General features: G+C 65.6%; 16 protein-coding genes and 2 pseudogenes. 8 read left to right on the top strand and 10 right to left on the bottom strand.

Annotated elements, in window-relative coordinates:
* Positions 1-142 precede the first annotated feature (142 nt).
* The 3 genes from AB8Z38_RS15125 to AB8Z38_RS15115 are packed head-to-tail and all read left to right on the top strand — an operon-like array spanning position 143 to position 3,521.
* Positions 143-1,462 (top strand): MFS transporter, encoded by a 1,320-nt coding sequence (locus AB8Z38_RS15125; protein WP_369725892.1) that lies wholly within the window; start codon positions 143-145, stop codon positions 1,460-1,462.
* A gap of 10 nt (positions 1,463-1,472) precedes the next feature.
* Positions 1,473-3,098 carry an amidohydrolase family protein gene (locus tag AB8Z38_RS15120; protein WP_369725891.1) on the top strand — a complete coding sequence of 542 codons (1,626 nt, stop codon included), beginning with the start codon at positions 1,473-1,475 and terminating at the stop codon, positions 3,096-3,098.
* A 39-nt stretch (positions 3,099-3,137) separates the two neighbouring features.
* Positions 3,138-3,521 (top strand): RidA family protein, encoded by a 384-nt coding sequence (locus AB8Z38_RS15115; RefSeq protein ID WP_369725890.1) that lies wholly within the window; start codon positions 3,138-3,140, stop codon positions 3,519-3,521.
* Between the two features lie 408 nt (positions 3,522-3,929).
* Here the strand turns inward: AB8Z38_RS15115 and AB8Z38_RS15110 are convergent, their stop codons facing one another.
* From AB8Z38_RS15110 to AB8Z38_RS15085, 6 genes and pseudogenes are all read right to left on the bottom strand, one after another.
* Entirely contained in the window at positions 3,930-6,203 is a 2,274-nt protein-coding gene (locus AB8Z38_RS15110) for a TonB-dependent receptor (protein WP_369725889.1), read from the bottom strand.
* Between the two features lie 142 nt (positions 6,204-6,345).
* Positions 6,346-6,744: a DUF2946 domain-containing protein gene (locus AB8Z38_RS15105; RefSeq protein WP_369725888.1), complete on the bottom strand. Its 399-nt coding sequence runs from the start codon at positions 6,742-6,744 to the stop codon at positions 6,346-6,348.
* A 230-nt stretch (positions 6,745-6,974) separates the two neighbouring features.
* The gene (locus AB8Z38_RS15100; protein ID WP_369725887.1) at positions 6,975-9,038 is read right to left on the bottom strand and encodes a hypothetical protein; all 2,064 of its coding nucleotides are present in this window, start codon (positions 9,036-9,038) and stop codon (positions 6,975-6,977) included.
* A 7-nt stretch (positions 9,039-9,045) separates the two neighbouring features.
* Positions 9,046-11,857 (bottom strand): annotated as a pseudogene (locus AB8Z38_RS15095) (DUF4159 domain-containing protein).
* The gene (locus tag AB8Z38_RS15090) at positions 11,854-12,798 is read right to left on the bottom strand and encodes a DUF58 domain-containing protein (protein WP_369725886.1); all 945 of its coding nucleotides are present in this window, start codon (positions 12,796-12,798) and stop codon (positions 11,854-11,856) included. The pseudogene AB8Z38_RS15095 and the gene AB8Z38_RS15090 overlap by 4 nt, the downstream one beginning before the upstream one ends.
* Positions 12,798-13,796 (bottom strand): AAA family ATPase, encoded by a 999-nt coding sequence (locus tag AB8Z38_RS15085; RefSeq protein ID WP_369725885.1) that lies wholly within the window; start codon positions 13,794-13,796, stop codon positions 12,798-12,800. The genes AB8Z38_RS15090 and AB8Z38_RS15085 overlap by 1 nt, the downstream gene beginning before the upstream one ends.
* 316 nt (positions 13,797-14,112) lie before the next feature.
* Here AB8Z38_RS15085 and AB8Z38_RS15080 point away from each other — a divergent pair.
* From AB8Z38_RS15080 to AB8Z38_RS15060, 5 genes and pseudogenes are all read left to right on the top strand, one after another.
* A pseudogene (locus tag AB8Z38_RS15080) lies at positions 14,113-14,725 on the top strand (DUF1285 domain-containing protein).
* A complete protein-coding gene (locus AB8Z38_RS15075; RefSeq protein ID WP_369725884.1) occupies positions 14,722-15,393 on the top strand; it encodes a CoA pyrophosphatase in 672 nt (223 codons plus the stop codon). The pseudogene AB8Z38_RS15080 and the gene AB8Z38_RS15075 overlap by 4 nt, the downstream one beginning before the upstream one ends.
* A complete protein-coding gene (locus tag AB8Z38_RS15070; protein ID WP_369725883.1) occupies positions 15,390-15,653 on the top strand; it encodes a DUF6111 family protein in 264 nt (87 codons plus the stop codon). The genes AB8Z38_RS15075 and AB8Z38_RS15070 overlap by 4 nt, the downstream gene beginning before the upstream one ends.
* A 10-nt stretch (positions 15,654-15,663) precedes the next feature.
* Positions 15,664-16,920: a CCA tRNA nucleotidyltransferase gene (locus AB8Z38_RS15065; protein WP_369725882.1), complete on the top strand. Its 1,257-nt coding sequence runs from the start codon at positions 15,664-15,666 to the stop codon at positions 16,918-16,920.
* Positions 16,917-17,687 (top strand): TSUP family transporter, encoded by a 771-nt coding sequence (locus tag AB8Z38_RS15060; protein ID WP_369725881.1) that lies wholly within the window; start codon positions 16,917-16,919, stop codon positions 17,685-17,687. Before AB8Z38_RS15065 ends, AB8Z38_RS15060 begins: the two co-directional genes overlap by 4 nt.
* Before the next feature lie 1,294 nt (positions 17,688-18,981).
* Here the strand turns inward: AB8Z38_RS15060 and AB8Z38_RS15055 are convergent.
* From AB8Z38_RS15055 to AB8Z38_RS15040, 4 genes are all read right to left on the bottom strand, one after another.
* A complete protein-coding gene (locus AB8Z38_RS15055) occupies positions 18,982-19,188 on the bottom strand; it encodes a YodC family protein (RefSeq protein ID WP_369725880.1) in 207 nt (68 codons plus the stop codon).
* Between the two features lie 347 nt (positions 19,189-19,535).
* Positions 19,536-20,282 (bottom strand): HAD family hydrolase, encoded by a 747-nt coding sequence (locus AB8Z38_RS15050; RefSeq protein ID WP_369725879.1) that lies wholly within the window; start codon positions 20,280-20,282, stop codon positions 19,536-19,538.
* Positions 20,273-21,160, bottom strand: a complete 888-nt coding sequence (gene hemF / locus AB8Z38_RS15045; RefSeq protein ID WP_369725878.1) for an oxygen-dependent coproporphyrinogen oxidase — start codon at positions 21,158-21,160, stop codon at positions 20,273-20,275. Before hemF ends, AB8Z38_RS15050 begins: the two co-directional genes overlap by 10 nt.
* Before the next feature lie 126 nt (positions 21,161-21,286).
* On the bottom strand, positions 21,287-21,652 hold the full coding sequence (locus AB8Z38_RS15040; protein ID WP_369725877.1) for a 6-pyruvoyl tetrahydropterin synthase family protein: 366 nt from the start codon (positions 21,650-21,652) through the stop codon (positions 21,287-21,289).
* Positions 21,653-21,662 lie beyond the last annotated feature (10 nt).

Below are 21,662 nucleotides of genomic sequence, written 5' to 3'. Positions count from 1 at the left end.
GACATCATGCCGCCGTAATATTTAACGTGACGCTACAAGATAATACTGTCCACTATAACGGACATTGCAGCAGGCGCGGCGAGGTTCTCCCGTCTCCGTTTCGGGGGAGGAATGCGGTGCTGCGTTCCAGGCGAGGATCGAAATGGCGAATGCAGGCCAACAGGTACCCGGGCGACGCTGGCTGATCGGTTGTCTCCTCGGCGTCGGAATTCTCATCAACTACATCGATCGGGTCGGGCTCTCCGCCGCGACGCCCGAACTCACCAGGGAGCTTGGCCTCACCGCCACGGATATCGGGCTGCTCGGCAGCGCGTTCTTCTGGACCTATTCGTTGCTGCAAATCCCCGGCGGCATGGTGCTCGACCGCTTCGGCGTCACCATGGTCGGTCGTGCCAGCAGCTTCCTCTGGGCGGTCGCCGCCACGATCACCGCGCTCGCCAGCGGACTCTGGGGCATCGCCGGCGCACGCCTGTTGCTCGGCGTCGCGGAGGCGCCGGCCTTTCCGGCGAGTCAGAAGGCGACCGGCCATTGGTTTCCGCTCGAGGAACGCGCGCGCTCGACTGCGATCTTCGATTCCGCCGCTAAATTCTCCAACGTCATCGGCGTGCCGCTGGTCGCTTACGTGATCTTCCTCTACGGCTGGCGCTGGGGCTTTGGCGTCACCGCGCTGCTGAGCTTGCTGTATTTCGTCGCCTACTATTTCATCTATCGAAATCCGAGCGAAGATCCGAAGCTATCGAGAGCGGAGCATGACTATATCATCGCCGGCGGCGGCACGCCGGAAGGCCCTGCCACGGCAGGACAGAGCCGCATGCTCGGCTACCTCTTGCGCAACCGCAAGGTCTGGGGACTGACCATCGGGTTCTCCGCCTATGGCTACACCTTCTATCTCTTCCTCACCTGGTTGCCGGGCTATCTCGCGCAGACCATGCACATGAACCTGATGTCGGCCGCGGGCTATTCGACGATTCCCTGGATTTTCGCGACGTTGTCGGATCTCCTGATCGGCGGTTTCCTGGTGGATCATTTGATCGCCCGTGGTTACGACAGCACGCGGGTGCGTCAGTCGGTGATCATCGTCGGCATGCTGATGGGGCTTGCCGTCATCGGCGCCGCCTTCACCGTGAAGCCGGGCTGGGCCCTGCTGTGGTTGTCGATCGCGATCTCGGGATTGTCGGCCGCGGCACCCGTGGGGTCCTCGATCGTGTCGCTGATCGCGCCGAAGGGCGGGGCGGGAACGGTCGGCGGCATTCTCAATTTCACCAACAACATGATGGGCGTGCTCGCACCGATCGTGACCGGAATCGTCGTGGACTGGACTCAGTCGTTTGCCGGTGCCTTCATGATCGCCGGCGTGGTGCTGCTCATCGGCATCTTCTTCTATGTCGTGGTGCTGGGGCGGATCGAATCGATTCCCGATTTCGCCGAGGAACCGCCGCCGGACGCCGTGCCGGTGCACTGAGGAGGGGGGCATGCCCCAAGGTACGAGCCAACGCAGCAGCAAGGACACTCTCATCCGCAATGCCCGGCTGATTGACGGCACCGGCGCGCCGTGGTTCGAGGCCGATCTGCGCATCAGCGGCAGCCGCATCGCGGCGATCGGGGCGTCCTTGCCGGCGGAGGAGGCCGACATCATCGACGCGCGCGGATGCTATCTCGCGCCCGGTTTCATCGACGCCCATTGCCACGACGACCTGATCTGCCTGCGCGAACCCGACAGGCCCGAGAAGGTGTTGCAGGGCGTGACCACGCTCGTGGTCGGCAATTGCTGCTTCTCGCTCTATCCGGCCACCGCAGGCTCTGCCGAGATGCTGCGCCTGCATTTCTCGGGTCTCGCCGGCGAAACCCGGGCGAACGAGATCTTCGACAGTTTTGAGGGCTACCGGCTGGCGCTGGAAGGGCCGGGCGTGGCGCTCAACCTGGTTTCGCTGGTCGGACATGCCGCGATCCGGCTCGCCGTGCTCGGTTACGACCGCCGCGCGGCGACAGAGCAGGAGATCGCGGCGATGCAGGCGCTGCTCGCGCAGCAACTCAAGCAAGGCGCTGCCGGCCTGTCGCTGGGCCTCGTCTATCCGCCGAGCGCCTATGCCGACAGCAGGGAGCTATGCGCACTGGCGGAGACGGTGCGGGTTCACGGCAAGCTGCTCACCGCGCATATCCGCAGCTATGAAGCGGGCCTCCTGCAATCGATCGACGAGTTCATCGCGATCCTGCGCGCCTCCAGAGCGGCCGGGCTGCTGTCGCATCTGCAATCGGCAGGAAAGCCGAACTGGGGCGCGATCCCCAAGGCGCTCGACCGGCTCGAGGCCGCGCGCGCGGAGGGGATCGATATCTCCTTCGACATGTATCCGTATCCTGCCGGCAGTTCCTACATGCTGCAATTGTTGCCGCCGGCGGCGCTCGAAGGCGGCATCGACGCGTTGCGCGCCCGCCTGCGCGATCCGGCCAGGCGCGAAGCGCTGCGCGTGCTGGTGGAGGAGGGCGATCCCGATCCGCATACCGCGCAGTCCAAGATCGTGCTGATCGGCTGGCACAATGTGCGCATTTCCGGCACCGGCAATCCCGCGCTGAAACCGCTCGAGGGCAAGTCGATGGTCGACGCCGCGCGCGAGCTCGGCATCTCGCCGTTCGATCTGATGGTTCGGTGCATCGAGGAGGACCAGGGCCAGACCGGCATCATCATGTTCCAGCTCGATGAAGCCGATTTGCGCGCCGCGTTCACCCATCGCCTGCACATGGTCGGCTCCGATGGCATTCCGCGCCCCGGCACCAAGCCGCATCCGCGCGCCTACGGAAGTTTCCCGCGCGTCGCCGGCCGGCTGACGCGCGAGCAAGGCTGGTTGACGTTGGAAGATGCCGTGCGGCGAATGACGGCGATGCCCGCCCAGCGCTTCGGCCTGTCCGATCGCGGCATCCTGCGGCCGGGCATGGTTGCAGATCTCACTCTGTTCGACGATACCATCATGGACAAGGCGACGTTCGAGACGCCGACGGAAATGCCCGCAGGCATCCGCTCTGTGTTCGTCGCCGGCGAGGCCGTTGTCACGGACGGACGCAGCACCTTCGCGCGGCCGGGGCGCGCCCTGATCAAGGGGTGAAGGCCCGCAGACATCATCACCACAGACAGGACGAGACCAATGACGCTGAAACGATACGGCGCGGCCGGCGGCACCGGCACCGGCGGCCAGCACCTTCCTTTTGCCCGCGCGGTCGAGGCCGACGGCTGGCTTTACGTTTCAGGGCAGACGCCGATGGAGAACGGCGAGGTGATCGAGGGCGGCATCATCCCGCAATCGCACAAGGCGATCCGCAACCTGCTCGCGATCCTGAGTGAAGCCGGCTACGAGCCCCAGGATGTCGTGCGTTGCGGCGTCTGGCTCGACGATCCCCGCGACTTTCAAAGCTTCAACAAGGTCTTCGCCGAATATTTCGGCACCAATCCGCCGGCGCGGGCCTGCGTGGTGTCGAGCATGGTGGTGGATTGCAAGGTGGAAATCGACTGCGTCGCCTATCGCAGGTGAGCCGGCCGCGGGCTCGCTCGACCTCTCCCGCTTGCGGGAGAGGTCGGCGCGAAGCGACGGGTGAGGGTTCTCTCCATACGGGGGTTCTCGATTGCGGGAGACCTCCCGCCCCAGCCCCTCCCCCGCAAGCGCAGGGCGATCGCATATGGGGCAGATTTCTCTGTGGTCATCCTTCGAGACGCCCACCTTCGGCGGGCCCTCAGGATGAGGACCGAGTGTGCGGCAGCAGTTTCAACGGGCTCCGATTGCCGCTTAGCCTCATCCTGAGGAGACCGCGAAGCGGTCGTCTCGAAGGACGAGGCGCGCGCTCACACCGCCCAAAATGCTAAATGCGATAGCCCTGCCCGCAAGCGGGAGAGGGAGACCACCTTCGCCCTGGTGAGAAGTTAAACCCAACGCCATCATGCTCTAGAACCGCTGCGAGAGGCCGACATAGAAGCCGCGCCGCGGTCCGTATTGTGGGGCGAACACGCCGATGCCGGAGCCGTCGCGGATCTGGTAGATGGTGTCGAAGGCGTTGACCACGTCGAACCGCAATGTGGTCGGCTTGTTCGGCGCGACGATGTTGAAGTCGTGCGACAGGCCGAAATTGACCTGCGTGTAGCCGGGCAGGTGATCGGTATTGGCAAAGCCCGAGCGCAGGCCGCTGCCGTAGATCATCGACACGCTGTAGCGCGTTCCCTGCCACAGATAAGAGGCGCCGGCCGACGCGCTCAGCATCTGCGCGTGATCGGTGTAGATGTAGTGGGTCGAGATGTAGCCGAGCTCGTCCTGGCCGAACAAATATTGGTTCGACGCCACATTGGTCGCGATCTGCTTGGCCCAGGCGAGATTGGCATAAGCACTGAAATCGCCGTTTTTGTAGGTCGACTTCAACTCGACGCCGACGTTCTCGCCGCGATCGTAGTTGAAGCCGCTCAGCACATAGGCCGCGCCGAACTGGCCGTCGTCGAGCAGGTCACGCGCCTTCTTGTAGTAAGCGTCGGCGCCGACCTCGAGGCCGGGGATCGGATAGATCTTCTGCACCACGCCGACGTCGAACACATGCGACCGTTCCGGCAGCACCGGGCTGTTCAGCCCGACTTCCGGCGTCTGGGTGTTGGCGGGCGCGCCGGGCGGGGTCACCAGCGCGAGATTGACCGGCGAGGCGATCACTTGCGAGGGTGGGGTGAAGTTGCGCGCATAGCCTGCGTGGAACGTCGTGCCGTCGAACGGTTTCCAGGTCAGGCTGACCCGAGGGCTGAGCTGGTTGGCATCGACATATTGATACATTTGGTCGAACCGCAGGCCGGCGTTGAGCGTCAAATTGTTGGTGATCTTCCATTCGTCCTGGACGTAGGTTCCGACCAGCCAACCGGTCTTTGCGTTGGAATCGAACACCGAGAAGGGCGCGTCGATGGTGCCCGCCGTGGGGTCCGCGGGATCGACCAGCGGCAGCACCGTCGTTGCGTTGTTGACCAGCGTTCGCTCCGCGCTGACGGAGAAGCCAAAGCGCAGCGTGTGCGCATAGCCGACCCGCCAGGCAGTGTCCTGCTGGATGCCGTTGATCACGCTCTGGCGATAGACGTCCGAGGACACGCCGTTGAACACGAGATCGCCGATCGGGTCGGGATAGAAGTGCAGCTGGCTGTAGCGGTTGAAGTACGCGGTCTGCGTGTCGAACTCGCCGCTCGATGTCTGGTAGGCGACGACGTTGAACTGGTTGAACTCGTTCTGGTGCTCGTTGAGGCGGGACGAGTCGAAATCCGACACGCCGAAGGCGGTGAAATTCGGCGTCTGTCCGGGATTGTTCGGAATCTGGAACGTCGCGTTCGATACGCCGCTCATGAAGGTGAGGCGGCTGGTGGGATCGAGCACCGTCGAGAGATAGAGAAATCCCTTCTCCTGGTTGGTGCGGTCGTGAATCGCATTGACGGACGGCGCCGGATTCTCGATGCCGAGATTGTTCTGGAGAAAGCGGCCCGACAGGAAGTACTGGGTCTGGCCGACCGTTCCGCCATATTCGACGTTGGTCGAGATGGTGCCGTGGCTGCCGCCATAGACGCCGACGACGCCCGTATTGTTGAAGGCGTCGGCCTTGGTCTGGATGTCCAGCACGCCCGCGGTTCGCAAGCCATATTGCGCAGGCAGCGCGCCGGTGAGAAGGCTGAGGCTGCCGACGATGCCGGTGTCGAGAATCTGCCCGAACGCGCCGACGCCGTCCGGAAGCATGACGCCATTGATGCGATATTGCAGATTGGCGTGCTCGTTGCGGATATGGAGGTCGCCGCTCGCGGCCGAGTCCTGGGTGACGCCGGGGAATTGCAGCAGCACCTTGTCCAGCGAGGCGTTGCTCCCCTGCGGCAGCGCCTCGATCGCCTGGTGCGTGAGCGTGTGGGTCGCGGCACCTGCGGGCGGGAGCACGGATTGACGCGCCGTGTCGAACCGTTCGCTCTCGCCAGCGACGGTGGCCGGCGCCTCGGTGCGCGGCGGCGCCTGCGGCGTTGCCCGTCGCTTCTCGACTGCGACGCGAACCTTGGGGCGGCGCGGCGCCTGCGTCCGCTTGGGCGCATCGACTTCGACGGTGGGCAACGTCGTGGCGGGGGGCGTCGTTGCGGTTTGCGCCATGGCGCTGCCGCCGAGATGAAGCAGCGTCAGTGCGGCGAGGCTCGTGCCCGCCAATATCGGTTTTGAAGACAGCATTGTCCTGAGTCCGCTTCCGCACCGCCGCGCTCATTCAGAGGTTTGCAGGTGGCACGCACCGTCGTTACACGACGGCTCAATTTCGATGGCCTTGCGAGATCGGCGCAACGCCGATCCCGATAGGCAGCTCAATCGTTGGGAATCAGGAGGCGGGAGGAGCGCGCGGCTGGTACGCCGTGCGGACCGAGTTCAGGTGGACGAACTCGGCATCGGTGGTGCGGTAGAGCAGTTCGACTGCCTGCGGCAGTTGCAGCAATGGCGGTGTCGCGAACATAACCGTGCCGGCCATCGCGACCAAGGCGCAGATCGCGCAATTGTCGTCGCCCGGATGTTCGCGATCGGGGGCTGCGGGTGATGGCTTCTCGACCGCGGCGTGGTCGGCCCCAGCGATTGTCTTGGCGCTGCCCGTCAGTTGGGACTGGGCAAGGGGAGCGGCTTGCGCGAACCAGTGGCTGTGGCCGAAGGTCAGCGCGAACTGCACCAGCAGCGCGAACAACGCGAGCCGGGCGCCGTGCCTGATGTTCGACCGGAACCACTTCATCTAAAGACGCCACCCCGCATCGCGACGCACCAACCCTTGGTGTCGCCGCAACGTTACAATGTAACATCGCGCGATTGGTCTATGGGTGTCAACCGCGCGCGGAGCCGCCCGCACAAGCAATCGGGTCGGTGTGTCGTTGGGGCAACTCAAGTGGGACGAGTTTTGGTTGAATGAGCAGGCGGCCCCGAACTCGAACACCTCTCCCCGTTGGGGAGAGGTGAATCACGGGATCAGCGCCCCTCGCGCACCCAGGTCGCGGCGAACGCGCCAAGTAGCAGCAGGAGCCCGATCAGGCCGGCGAAGATCGGCAGCACGCCGACGCCCTTCACCACGCTGGCGTCGCGCATCCGCACGCCCATCCAGCCGTCGCCATGGAAGACGCTGGCCGAGCGCACCGGCACGATGCGCGGCAGCTCGACGCTGGAGCCGTCGACCACGCGCACCGCATCGCCGCCGGTCGCCTGCGTCAGCGGCTTCAAGGTCTCGGTGGTCGAGGTGACTTCCGAAAACTCCTTCGGATTGGTCGGGCCGACATTGATCAGCGCCTTCAGCGTGCCGTCGGTGGCCTGCCAGAGGCCGAGCTCGCCCGCCGGCAGGCTGGCGCGCCACTCGCCGGGGTCGCCGGCGTTGAGGGTCAGCTCACGCGTCACCCCGGAGGGTGAGGTGACGGTGACGGGCTGCACGCTGTCCGCCATGGTCTGGCGCACCACCACGAGATACTTGCCTTGCACCTGGAGGCGCAGCGCTTCCTCGTCGAGATCCGGCTGCTTCATCAGCCAGTGCGACATCCGCCGCAGCAAATCGAGATGCGGGCCGCCGCCCTCATAACCGCGCGCCCACAGCCAGATGTGATCTGACAGCAGCAGCGCGACGCGGCCCTCGCCGAAGCGGGTCAGGAACAGCAGCGGCTTGCCGTCCGCACCGGTCATCACCGGCGGATTGACGGAGTTGCGGGTGTCGACGGTGCGGAAGAAGCGGCTCCAGTGCGGCGGCTCGGAGGCCGAGCCTTCCAGCCTGCGCGTCACCGGATGGCGTTTGCCGATGTCGGACAGATGCGCATAGAACGGCTTCTCGGTCACGCCGACCGGTTCTGCCGGCAGCACCGAATCCAGCGGCGTGCGCCAGATGCTGGTGTTGGAGGCGTAGTCGGGGCCGGCCGAGACCAGCACCGCACCGCCTCCGCGCACGTAGCGCGCGATGTTGTCGAAATAGGCGACCGGCAGCACGCCCTGGCGGGCATAGCGGTCGAAGATGATCAGCTGGAATTCGTTGATCTTCTGCTGGAACAGCTCGCGGGTCGGAAACGCGATCAGCGACAATTCGTTGATCGGCGTGCCGTCCTGCTTCTCCGGCGGACGCAGAATCGTGAAGTGCACGAGGTCGACGCTGGCGTCGGACTTCAAGAGGTTGCGCCAGGTGCGCTCGCCGGAATGCGGCTCGCCGGAGACCAGCAGCACGCGCAGCTTGTCGCGCACGCCGTCGATGGCGACGACGGCACGGTTGTTCACCGGGGTCAGCTCCCGCTCCAGCGGCGAAGCCTCGATCTCGACGATGTTGGGGCCGGCATGCTTGATCTCGACGTCGACGCTCGCGCTCTGGCCGCTCGACAGCGTGCGCTCGCTGATGACCTCGCCGTCGCGGCGGACCGTGACCTTGGCGCGCTCGCCGGAGACGCCCTGGTCGTCGAGCCGGTAGCTGATGGTCTGGGTCTGGCCGACGATGCCGAAGCGCGGCGCCGCCGTGATCGCGATGCGGCGGTCGCGCTCGTCCTTTTGTCCGGTGATCAGCGCATGCACCGGCGCCTGGAAGCCGAGCGCGGCCGCGTTGGCCGGGATGTCATGGACGCGTCCGTCGGTGATCAGGAACGCGCCGGCGACGCGGTCGACCGGCACGTCGGACAGCGCCGAGGCCAGCGCGCCGAACAGCCGGGTGCCGTCGGTCTCGCCGTCGGCCTGTCCGGCGTCGACCACGCGCACCTCGAGGCCCTTGATCTTCTTCAGGCTGTCCACCAGCGCTTCCTGCGCCTGCGCGGCCTCCTGGTTGCGCTTGCCGAAATTCTGGCTCGGGCTCTTGTCGACGACGACGGCGGCGATCGACGTGAGGGGATCGCGGTCTTCACGTGTGAAGGAGGGATTGGCGAGCGCCAGCAGGAACAGCGCCAGCGCGGCGACACGTACGGCCGTGCCGCGGGCACGTGCCAGCAGCAGCACGCCCGCGATGAGGACGATCGCCGCCAACGCGATCCAGAGGACGATCGCGGGAACCAGCGGCGTGAACGCGATGCCGTAATTCATGTCGATCCTATTGCCCCAGCCGTTCGATCAGCGCCGGCGCGTGCACCTGGTCGGCCTTGTAGTTGCCGGTCAGCGTGTACATCACGATGTTGACGCCGGCGCGGTAGGCGAATTCGCGCTGGCGCGGCTCGCCCGGCGTCAGCGGCAGCATCGGCTGGCCGTCGGGACGGAGCGCCCAAGCGCCGGCAAGGTCGTTGGAGGTGATGATGATCGGCGAGACGCCGTCACCGCCGCGCGCGGGCTTCTGCGCGCTCTCGTCGTCGTCCTCGCGCGGCAGCGCTTCGACCCAGGTCTGGCCGGTGTTGAAGCGGCCTGGGAAGTCGCGCAAGAGATAAAGGTCTTGGTCAGCACGTGCTCGCGCGGCACCGGCTCGAGCTCGGGCACGTCGAGCGAGGACAGGATCTCGCGCAAGCTCTGCATGCCCGGCGTCTGCGACGCACCGTTCTCGCCGGGCGGCGCCTCGACCGCGTCGCGGGTGTCGAAGATCACGGTGCCGCCCTGCTTCATATAGGCATCGATCCTGTTGATGGCGTCCTGCGGCGGCTTCGGCGCGCCCGGCACGATCGGCCAGTAGATCAGCGGGAAAAACGCGAGCTCGTCACGCGCGGGATCGATGCCGACGGGATCGCCGGCCTCGAGCGCGGTGCGCTGCGCCAGGAACAGCGTCAGCCCGGACAGACCGGCCTTGACGATGGAATCGACATCGGCATTGCCGGTGACGACATAGGCGAGGCGGGTCTGCGACGTCGATTTCATCGCGAACTCGTCCGCGGCACTGTCGGCGCGCGACGGCGTCGGCGCGAACGACAGCAGGCCCGCAAGCACCAGGCCGAGCACGATCATCGCGGGCGCGGCACGGCGGCGCAGCAGCGCGGCGAGGCCGCCGCCGAGCAGCGCGACGATGATGGCGTCGACCAAAAACAGTGCGAGCGAGGTCGACAGCAGCCAGCCGCGCAAGTCTCGCGGCTCGGCATTGGTGTAGGTGGCGTGCCGGGCGCGCAGGCTCGCGGTGTTCAGGGCGGCGATGCGGTCAGCGCTAGCGAGCGTGTTCACGGCGAGCGGTCCTTCTGCCGGACCGTAGAAGCCGGGCGGATGATCTGGTGTGGCGCGGTCGCGATAATCGGCAGTCAGCGGCTTTGCGGCGGCCGGCGGCGGGCCGAAGGCGCCGAAACCGTCGAGCATGCGCAGCGGCGCCAGCGTCTCGGTGCTGGCCTCAGCGGCAACACCGGCGCCAGGTTTCGAGGTGTAGCCGGACATGTCGACGATCCGCCTCAGCATTTCGACAAAGCTGCCCGACATCGGCAGGTCCGACCAGCGCATGTCCGCGCTGACATGGAACAGGCTGACGATGCCCTTGCCGCGATGCTCGCCGGTGACGAGCGGCGTGCCGTCTTCAAGCGAGGCCCAGCTCTTGGTGGCGAGCACCGCATCGGGCTCGGCCAGAACCTGCCGGCTCACGGTAACGTCCTTGGGCACGACGACGCCGGCAAAGGGACCGTCGGCCGCGAAAGCGGCGAGATGCTGCGGCTTCTCCCAGGTCAGGCTGCCGCCGAGCGTGCGGCCGCCCTTGCGCAGCTTGACCGGGACGAGATCGTCCTCGGCCTGCGCCAGCCTTGGGCCCGCGAAGCGCACCAGCACGCCGCCCTGATCGATCCAGGCGTTGAGGCGTTCGCGCAACTCGGGCGCGACGGTGCCGACATCGGCCAAGATGATCATCGGCAGCTTCTGGTCGAGGAATTGCGTGATGCCCTGCTGCGGCGCGCCCTTGTCGGCCAGCCGCACATCGGCGAACGGCGCCAGCGCGCGGGTGAGATAGAAGCTCGGCGCCAGCAGCGGCTGTGCGGTCTCGCTGCTCGCACCCGACACGATGCCGATCGCGCGACGCCGCCAGCGCTTGTCGAGCAGTTGCACCGCGCCGGCCGAGCGCTCGCCGGAGATCTCGAGCCGGGCGATGTCGTTGCGCAGCTCGACCGGCAGGTCGAACGCGGCTTCGGTTTCCTTGTCCTGCGGGCCGAAAGTGTAACGGGCTTCGCCGATCGGCGAGGCCTTCTGGTCCAGTGCCCGCACCGTACCGGCGGCGATGCCGCTGTCGGTGCGCAGCACCTTCACCGTCATTTTCGCAGCCGCGTTTTCGGCGGCGGCCAGCGCCAGCGGGGACGAGGTGCCGCCTTCGAACACCGTCAAGCTGCGCTCTCCGATGGTCTTGCCGAGGCCTTGCAGAAATTCCTCGCCGCGGCCGGTGTCGACGCCGTCGGACAGCCAGGCGATCTCGCAATCGCCGGTCGCTTTCAGGAAGCGATCGATCGCCGCCAGCGTTTCGACGCGTTCGATCGAATAGGGTTTTGGCGAGAGCTGCCGCAGCGCGACGCGCGCCGCACCCGCCGGCATCAGGGTGATGTCGCGGTTCGGCTCCGACAGCGGCACCAGCGCAATGGCGCGGCGGTCGTTGTCGGCATTGGCGATCAATTCGTCGGCGGCCCTGATCCTGACGTCCCAGTTCGATGCCGCGCTCCAGCCGTCGTCGAACATGATCATCAGCGGCGCCTTGCTGCCCGCAAGCCCGGTCCGTGGATTCCAGATCGGGCCGGCGGCGGCGAAGATCACCAGCGCCGCAGCCAAAGCCGCAACGCGGTCAGCCACCACGGCGTCCGCGAGGGCGTCTCTTCCCTCGGCGCGATGTCGAACAATAGCCGCGTCGGCGGAAACTCGATGCGGCGCGGCCGCGGCGGCATCACGCGGAGCAGCCACCACAGCACGGGAAGGCTGACGAGGCCGATCAGCAGCAGCGGTTCGGTGAAAGCGAGCGGCAATCCCATCATGCGGCTGGTCCCGCCTTGATGGTGGTGGTGCGGGCGCCCGACTTGCTCACCTGCATGCCGGCATGGAGGAACAGCAGCAGTTCGGCGGCGGAACGGTCGGTCGAATGTGTCGCGAACAGCCAGTCGAGCTTGTTGGTCTCGGCGCGGATCTGGTCGCGGTGCAGCGCGAGCCGCGCGGTGTAATCCTGCGCCCAGCTCTCGGCGCGACCGGCGGTGATCACGCCGAAGCCTTCCGGCTCCACGAACTCGACGCGGCCGGAATAAGGAAACGACTCTTCGGCGGGATCGACGATCTGCACCAGCGTGCCATGCGCGCCGGAGCCGGAGAGCCCTGCAAGCGTCGCCCTGATCTCGTCGATCGGCGACCAGAAATCCGACAGCACGATCGTCTCGGCCAGCACCGAAGGCACGAAGGACGGCGGCAGGCTCGGCCGCTCGGAATCGTCATGCAGCATCGCCTGCGCCATCTTGTCGATGACACTGCGGCTTGCGGTCGGCGCCATCAGGCCGGGGACGCCGACGCGCTCGCCGCCCGCGACCAGCAGCTCGGCTAGTGCAAAGCCGACGATCAGCGTACGCTCGAGCTTGGACTCGCGCGCCTGTTTCGAGGCGAACGCCATCGAAGGCGAGCGGTCGGGCCAGATCCAGACCGTGTGCGAGGCTTCCCATTCGTGCTCGCGGACATAGAGATGGTCGTCGCGCGCCGAGCGGCGCCAGTCGACATTCTGCGACGGCTCGCCCGAGACGAAGCGGCGGTACTGCCAGAAGCTCTCGCCCGCGCCGGCGCGGCGGCGGCCATGCAGGCCGTGGATGACATTGGCGGCGATACGGCGGGCTTCCAGAACCAGGCGCGGCAGCGAAGCGGCGAGCGTGCGGCTTTCGCCATCGGCACGTCGGATCGCAATGATCTCCTTCGCCGTGTGCCCGTTCTCCGCTGCCATCAACCGATCCGTGTCTTCAACTGCCGGATCACCTCCGGAATGGTGCGTCCCTCGGCGCGCGCCTGGAATGTCAGCGCCATGCGGTGCTTCAGCACGGGCTCGGCGAGGTCGAGCACGTCGTCGATCGAGGGCGCGAGACGCCCGTCGATCAGCGCGCGTGCGCGCACCGCGAGCATCAAGGATTGGCTGGCGCGCGGGCCAGGTCCCCAGGCGATGAACTTGCCGGTCTCGCCGCTGTCCGGCCCGGGACGAGCGGCGCGCACCAGCGACAGGATGGCTTCGACCACGGAATCGCCGACCGGCAGGCGGCGAACCAGCCGCTGCGCCGTGATCAGCGCGTCCGCGCTCATCGATCCCCTCGCCAGAGTCTCGTCGGCGCCGGTGGTTTCGAACAGGATGCGGCGCTCGGCATCGCGATCGGGATAATCGACGTCGATCTCCATCAGGAAGCGATCGAGCTGCGCTTCGGGCAACGGATAGGTGCCCTCCTGCTCCAGCGGGTTTTGAGTCGCGAGCACGTGGAACGGCTTGGGCAGATCGTGGCGCGCGCCGGCAACGGTGATGTGCTGCTCCTGCATCGCCTGCAGCAGCGCCGATTGCGTGCGCGGGCTGGCGCGGTTGATCTCGTCGGCCATCAGCAGCTGTGCGAACACCGGACCGGCGATGAAGCGGAACGAGCGCTTGCCGGCGGTGCTCTCGTCGAGCACTTCGGCGCCGAGAATGTCCGACGGCATCAGATCGGGCGTGAACTGGATGCGCTTGGCATCGAGACCGAGCGTGACGCCGAGCGTCTCGACCAGCTTGGTCTTGGCCAGGCCGGGCACGCCGATCAAGAGCGCGTGGCCGCCGGAGAGGATGGTGACCAGCGTGTTCTCGATCACGCGATCCTGACCGAAGATGACGGATGCGATCGCGTCCTTGGCCGCACGAATCTGGCTCGACACCTGCTCGGCCGAGCGAACGATCCCGTCCTCGAGTTTCTCGACACTTTCCGCCATCCGTCAGCTCCTTAAGCCTGCCATGCGGCTATCTTGCGTCGTCAGATCATCTGTCGTCACGTCATCCCGTGACTTTGTCGTGACGCGATCTCATGGGCCCTATGCTAGACTTGCAGGAAGGCCATGTATTCGTTGAATTAACCTATCCCCACCTTATCGGCTTGGGGATATGTAGGGCATCACGAAGTGGCGAACTCCACACCGGACTAATGCGGGGTGGAACCACGCACCGACATACAACGTAGACTTACAATTCAGACCTGCACCAATCGTGCCAAATGACCCATCGTGCGAAATGACAAACTCAGGGCAAACCATGGCGAACCAAGGGCAGGGCACCGATCGTGCTCTCGACGGGCTGACTGCCGCCGCCAAAACTGCTGCCAGTGCCGAAGGCGCCAAAAAAGGACTGCCGCCGGTGCATCTGTGGAATCCGCCGTTTTGCGGCGATCTCGACATGCGAATCGCCAACGACGGTACATGGTTCTATCTGGGCACGCCAATCGGCCGGCCTGCGCTGGTTCGCCTGTTCTCGACGATTTTGAAGCGCGAAGGCGACAAGCATTTCCTCGTCACGCCGGTGGAGAAGGTCGGCATCCGCGTCGACGATGCGCCGTTCATGGCGGTCGAGATGCAGAAGGACGGCGAGGACAGCCGTCGCGTGCTCCGCTTCCGCACCAATGTCGACGACTGGGTCACCTGCGATGCCGCGCACCGGCTGCGTTTCGAACAGGCCAGGGACGGCGGGCTGACGCCCTATCTGCACGTGCGCGCCGATCTCTGGGCCAAGGTCACCCGCGCGCTCTATTACGATCTGGTTGACATGGGCGAGGAGCGGATGGTCGATGGCCAGCCGATGTTCGGCGTCGAGATCGGCCGGCGAATTCTTCGCCATGGCCGATGCGGAGCAGGTGAGGGCCGCGCTTTGAACAAGCCTGTCTTGAAGACCGAGTCTGTCGCGGCCGGAGCGGCTGAATTCTTTGCCCGCTCCAGGGAGCGGCTCGGCTTCGACGTTCCGCCCGGCCTCTATGATCCCAACATCATTCCGGCTTCGGGCGATCCGGGCACCGACAAGATGCTCGAGATCATCGCGCGCGAGCAGCCGGTGCGGCCGGCCGCGGTGCTGATCGCGGTGGTCGACCATCCCGACCCGACGATCTTGCTGACGCAGCGCTCCGCGCATCTCAACGACCATGCCGGCCAGATCGCGTTTCCCGGCGGCAAGATCGACGCGACCGACACCTCCCCGCTCGATGCGGCCTTGCGCGAGGCGGAGGAGGAGGTCGGCCTGTCGCGCGATTTCGTCGAGCCGATCGGCTATCTCGATCTCTACGGCACCGGGTTCGGCTTCCGCATCCTGCCGACGGTTGCGAGGGTGCGGCCGGGCTTTCAGCTCACGATCAACCATTCCGAGGTTGATGACGCGTTCGAGGTGCCGCTATCCTTCCTGATGAACCCGGCCAACCACCAGGTGCACAGCAAGGAATTCCGCGGCATGGAGCGGTCCTATTATGCGATGCCGTTTGCCGAGCGCTACATCTGGGGTGCGACGGCCGGCATGCTGCGCGTGCTTTATGAGCGGATTTATTCGTCATGATCCGGCCGGTCCTGACCGAGATCGGAATCTTTCTCATTCCCTTTGCCGTCTATGCGCTGTTCCTGGCCGCGACGCGTACCGGCCTGTTCGTGCAATCGTCCTGGCCGACCACCATCGTCGCGCGCCTGGCCCTGGCGGCCCTGGTGCTGGTGATCGCGGGGCTGATCGGGTTTGCGCATTTCTCCGGCGCCGCGCCGAATTCGACCTACGTTCCCGCCCATGTCGTCAACGGCAAGCTCGTGCCGGGCACCGAAAAATAAAGGCGGGATGATGAGCGCGGAGCCGATCCTTGCGCAAGCGCCCTGGCTGATCTCAGGCGGGACCGCGCGCGTCCTGCAAATTCTCAATGTGGACGGTGAGGAGGCGCGCGTGGTCGGCGGCGCCGTCCGTAACGCGCTGCTCGATCTCGCGCCGGGCGACATCGACATCGCGACCACGGCATTGCCGGAGGAGGTGATGCGGCGCGCAAAGAGCGCCGGCATCAAGAGCGTGCCGACCGGCATCGACCACGGCACCATCACGCTCGTGATCGACAGCCAGCCCTACGAGGTCACCACGCTGCGCGAGGACACCGAAACCTTCGGCCGCAAGGCGCGCGTCGCCTTCGGCCGCGACTGGGTCAAGGACGCCGAGCGCCGCGACTTCACCATGAACGGGTTGTCGGTCGATGCGGGCGGCGTCGTCTACGACTATGTCGGCGGCGTCGCGGATGCGCGAGCGCGGCGTGTGCGCTTCATCGGCGATGCCGATCAGCGCATCACTGAAGATTACCTGCGCATCCTGCGCTTCTTCCGCATCCACGCCGCCTTCGGTGCCGGCGAGCCCGACCGCGCCGGCTACCTTGCCTGCATCCGTGGCCGCGCCGGCCTCGCGACCCTGTCGGCCGAGCGGGTGCGCATGGAGATGCTGAAATTGCTGGTCGCCGGCGGCGCATCGAGCGCCGCGCTGGCGATGGCCGATGCCGGCTTGCTGCAAGCGCTGATCGGCGGCGTCGTCTATACCGGACCGTTGTCGGCGATGATCGCGATCGAGCGCGCGCTCGGCCTGCCCGCGAGCGTAACCCGTCGGCTCGCCGCGCTGACGGTGGCCGTGACCGAGGATGCAAAACGCGTCGCCGCGCGCTTGCGGCTCTCCAACAATGAGGCCAAGGCGCTGGATTCGATGGGGCACCGCTGGTGGCGCTTCGCCACCAAGGACGAGGCCAGCGCGCGGCGGCTGCTCTACCGGCTCGGGCCGGAGCGCTATCACGATCGCGTGCTGCTGGGCTGGGCGAGGAAAGGCGGCGACGTGACATCGTCGCGCTGGCGCGCGCTGGCCGAGCTGCCGCAGCGCTGGACCGCGCCGAAATTCCCGCTGAAAGCCGCCGATTTCATCGCGCGCGGCATGGCCGAGGGGCCGGCGCTCGGACATGTGTTGACCCTCGCCGAGGACGCTTGGCTCGCCGCCGATTTTCCACTAGATGAAGCCGCACTCGCTTCCATCGCAGATCAAGCTGCGGCACGCATCAGGCGCGATCAGAAACATTGACCATCGTCTCGGGCTTCGCCGACATCTCGCTGTTTCAGCTGCTGCTGGTCGCGTTGATGGCGTTGTTCGCATCGATCATTGGTGGTCTGGCCGGCTACGGGACCGGCGCGCTGATGCCGCTGGTGCTGGTGCCGCTGGTCGGCGCCGAACCCGTGGTGCCGATCATCGCGATCTCCGCGATCTTCACCAATTCGAGCCGTGCGATTGCCTATCTCCGCTATGCCGACCGCCGCCGCGCACTGATCGTGCTCGCCTGCGCGGCGCTGACCACCGCGCTCGGCGCCTACGGCTATACGCGGCTGAGCAATGCCGGCGCGGCGCTGGTTATCGGCACCATGCTGATCCTGAGCGTGCCGCTGCGCCGCGTGCTCCGCCGCCGCCAAGTCAAGATCGGCGACACTGGTCTGGCGGCAGGCTCGGTCGGCTACGGGGTGCTGGTGGGCGGCACGTCCGGTTCCGGCGTGATCCTGCTCTCGCTGCTGATGGCCGCGGGCCTCGAAGGCGCCGCCGTGATCGCCACGGATGCAATGATCTCGCTCGGCACCGGCCTCATCAAGATCTCGGTGTTCGGCCTCGCCGGCGCCGTCACCGCGCAGGTGCTCGCCTTCGCGCTGCTGATCGGGGCCATCGCCATCCCCGGCGCATTCCTCGCCAAGGCGTTCGTCGAGCGCATGCCGGTGCACATCCACACGGCGATCCTCGATGTTGCGGTGATCACCGGCGGGTTGGTGATGATCTCGGCTGCGGTGAGGCAACTCATCGCGTAGATGACCCGGCCCGGAAGGCATTCGCGCGTGGACCGGGGATCGAACCTCGTTCCGGACTACCGCGTCGGATATCACCATTAGCAACTTCCGTCGGTGAAGCGCGTTTGCGGTCGACCAGGGAGATGCAAATGGCAAACGCAGATCCTTCGACCCCTCAGAACACCGGTTCAGCTTCCCAGGCCTCAACGAACCAGGCGACCCTCAATCCCGGTGACGAAGCCCGCCCCGGAACACCCGGCACCGGCGAAGACATCTGTCCCGAATGTCATGGCAAGGGACGCATCGGTGCGTCTCCCTGTCCCAATTGCGGCGGCAGCGGCAAGATCACGAGGGCGATTGGCGGTGCGTGATGCCCGGCGCAGCCTGTAGGATGGGTTGAGCCCTCGCGAAACCCATCGCTTCCGTCATCACCTCATCATGACGGGTTCTCGTCGTAACGATTCCGACGACACCCGCGAGCATGGCGCGAGACCTTGATGGGTATCGCTGCGCTCCACCCATCCTACGGGCTTCAGCGATGTCCGCTGTCGCCGTGATTGGCGGTGAAGCGGACATCAGGCGCGACGGAGTTGAGTAGCGCTAGCGTCTTGATCGCTTGAGTTCGGCGACTTTGAACTTGTTGCCAGCAGAGAGGCTGCTGCAAAACCAGTAGGCTCTGTTGCGATACTCGCCCAGGAACACCTTGGTCTCGACGCAGTCCACGTAGTTCTTGTAGGTGAGACTGTCTCGGCACGTCGCCGAGAAAAATGCACTGGTTTGTCCGCCCGAGGATTCGCTACATCCAACCCAGGGATCTTTTCCGTGGGGGAAGCTTGATTCACAGCCGACGACCGTTGCGGACATGGCTGCCACACGGCACAAGCTACGCTGGCGTGGCGCGGGAGAAGAAGTGCAGTCCGTAGGATGGGTTGAGCCCTTGCGAAACCCATCGCCTTTTTCTGCAATCACCTCATCATGACGGGTATCGTCGTAACTTTGCCCGGGCGGCAGCGTAGACGAGAATTGAAACCCTTTTGGCCTTTATCTCTATCTCGAGAACGTTGACGCCGCGGCCCGCGAATTTCAGCGATCACCCGAAGACAAACCATGGGGGATGCACGAGTTTGCCATGTCTGATCCCGATGAAACGCTGGTTCGTGTCGGTTGGCCGACCCGCCTCCGTAGCGGCGCGCGATGACCCATCCTACGGACTTGCGACAAGCGATGTCCGCTAATGCGCCGCGATTGGCGGACCAAGCGGACATCAGGTGCGCCGGAGCCGAGCACTCCGGGTCTAATCAGGCTTCAACCGTGCCTATTCCTCGTCTTCGTCGTCATCCTCGTCTTCGTCGAGGTCTTCCACTTCCAGGCGTTCGAGCACCGCGAGCGGCAGCGTCTCGCGAAACAAATCGCCTTCTGCGCCCATCCAGAGACAGGTCACGTCGTCGCCCTTCACGGTTGCGACGGTGAGCGGCTGGCCGCCGGATTTCAGCATGACGATATCGCCGGCTTTCAGTTCCATGGATGGTCCTTTCGGGTTGATTGACTTGAGAGGCTAGCAAACAGGCATGACATGCCCATCACGGGCTGCTGGATTGCTGGATGTGCTGCGGCAGGCGGATCCGCTGCCAGGCTGTTGAAACACCGATGGCACGGTTTCAAGCCGGAGCGATTTCACTGAGTCAGGCAAGTGCGCCTGTTGGATCGATTGCGCAAGGGCTTTCTTGGCCATGCCCCGCGACAATGACATCATGCGCCTGTTTTGCCCGACAGGTCAAAGGTTTTTCGCAAAATCCGCAAGCCGTTGAATTTGCGGCAGCCGTCTACTGTGCATGGGGTTGTTTTCGAGATTTTTTTGTTCGCGCCTGGTTACGGCTCGCCCGGCAGCAGTTCGGTCAGCGAGCGGATGATGCGGTCGGGCCGGACGGTCGAGCCCTCGGGCAGGCCCTCGCCATGCACGTCGATCCAGATCGCATAGATGCCGAGGCGCTGCGGGGTGACGACTTCCCATTCCAGATTGTCGCCGATCATCCAGGTGTCTTCGGCGGTGACGCCGAGCGCGTCCATCGCATGCAGATAGGCGCGCTCCTCCGGCTTGCCGAAGCCGTGCTCGCCCTCGATCTGGATGTGGTGAAAACGATGCGCCAGCTCGAATCGCTCGACCTTGGCGCGCTGGGTGACGGCGGCGCCGTTGGTCACCAGCGCGAGCTTGACGCCGAGCGCCTTCAGCCTGTCGATGGCATCATGCGCGCCGGGGAAGACGAACATCTCCTCTTCGCGATAGCTGGTGAAGCGATCGGCCAGGCGCATCGCGAGATCGTCGGGCAGGGCGCGGTGGCCAGCCGCGGCGAGCGCGGCAAAGCCGCCCTTGACCGTCAGATGCCGGGCTTCGGCAAGCTTCAGCCGCCATGAGGCGTCCGCATTGGCCCAGAAGTTTCGCGCGAAGGCCAGCACGGCCGTTGCGACCTCGCGCGGCGGCAGCGGCGCGAGCTCGTCGGCGAACTCGTTGGCGATCGTGTTCCAGGCGATCTCGGGCCGGCCATAGGCCGACAGGATGGTGTCGTCCATGTCGATCAGCATGGCGCGGGGGAGCGGCTTGATCGCGCTCATGGCCATTTCACCTCCGGCGGCAGCGATGACAGGATCGAGTCGACATTGCCGCCGGTCTTGAGTCCGAAAATCGTGCCGCGGTCATAGAGCAGGTTGAACTCGACATAACGCCCGCGCCGAACCAGCTGCTCCTCGCGATCCTCCGCGGTCCAGGCGGTTGCGAAATTGCGCCGCACGATGTCAGGATAGGTCTTGAGGAAGGCGCGACCGACGTCCTGGGTGAAGGCGAGGTCGGCGTCCCAGTCGCCGCTGTCGTGCCAGTCGTAGAAGATGCCGCCGACGCCGCGCGCCTCTTTCCGGTGCGGCAGATAGAAATACTCGTCGCACCACGTCTTGTACTTGTCGTAATCGGCAACGCCGTTCGGTCCGGTACAGGCGTCCTTCATCGCGGCGTGGAAGGCGATCGTGTCGGCGTCGTCCTGCGTGCGGCGGCGATCGAGCACCGGCGTGAGGTCGGCGCCGCCGCCGAACCAGGCCTTGGTGGTGACGACGAAGCGCGTGTTCATGTGGACTGCCGGCACGTGCGGATTGCGTAAGTGAGCGATCAGCGAGATGCCGGAGGCCCAGAACCGCGGATCGTCCGCCGCGCCGGGGATCTGCGCGCGAAACTCGGGCGCGAATTCGCCGTGCACGGTCGAGCAATGCACGCCGACCTTCTCGAACAGGCGGCCGTACATCATCGACATCACGCCGCCGCCGCCGGCCGCGCCGGTATGATCGGTACGCTGCCACGGCGTGCGTTTGAACCGGCCGGCGTCGCCGGGATAGAGGCTTTGCGGCGCGTCATCCTCCAGCCGCTCGAAGCTCGCGCAGATGTCGTCGCGCAAGGATTCGAACCAGGCGCGGGCGCGGGCTTTGCGGTCTTCGATGATTGAAACGTCCATCTGCAAATCCCAACCGTAGTGCCGTAGGGTGGGCAAAGGCGCCCTTGCGCCGTACCCACCATCTTTCACCGTGATCTTGAATGGTGGGCACGCTGCGCTTTGCCCACCCTACGAAATCCTCGAAGTCTATCCTTGCGGACCGTAATAGGTGCAGCTCTCGTTGCAACTGTCGCGGTGAATGCTGACGCGGGTGAGCTTGCCGATATGCTCTAGCCGCTCCCAGACAAAGCGTGAGAGGTTTTCCAGCGTCGGGATCCCAAGCGCCTCGATCTTGTTGAGGAACTTGTGGTCCAGCATCACGCGCACGTCCTCGATGGCGCGCTGGAGCACGCCGAGGTCCACCAGCATCCCGGTCGCCGGATCCGGCGTGCCGCGCAGGGTCACCTCGGCGCGGAAGGAGTGGCCGTGGATCTCTTCGCTGTCAGCGCCAAAGGTCGTGCCCGACAGCGAATGCGCCGCCTCGAAGCGAAACGATTTCGTCAATTCCCACATCTGTCCGTCA

The organism is Bradyrhizobium sp. LLZ17 (assembly GCF_041200145.1).
In the GTDB taxonomy this organism is placed as follows: Bacteria; Pseudomonadota; Alphaproteobacteria; order Rhizobiales; family Xanthobacteraceae; genus Bradyrhizobium.
The sequence above is the reverse complement of the archived record's forward strand: the minus strand, read 5'-3'. Positions and strand labels throughout refer to the sequence as shown.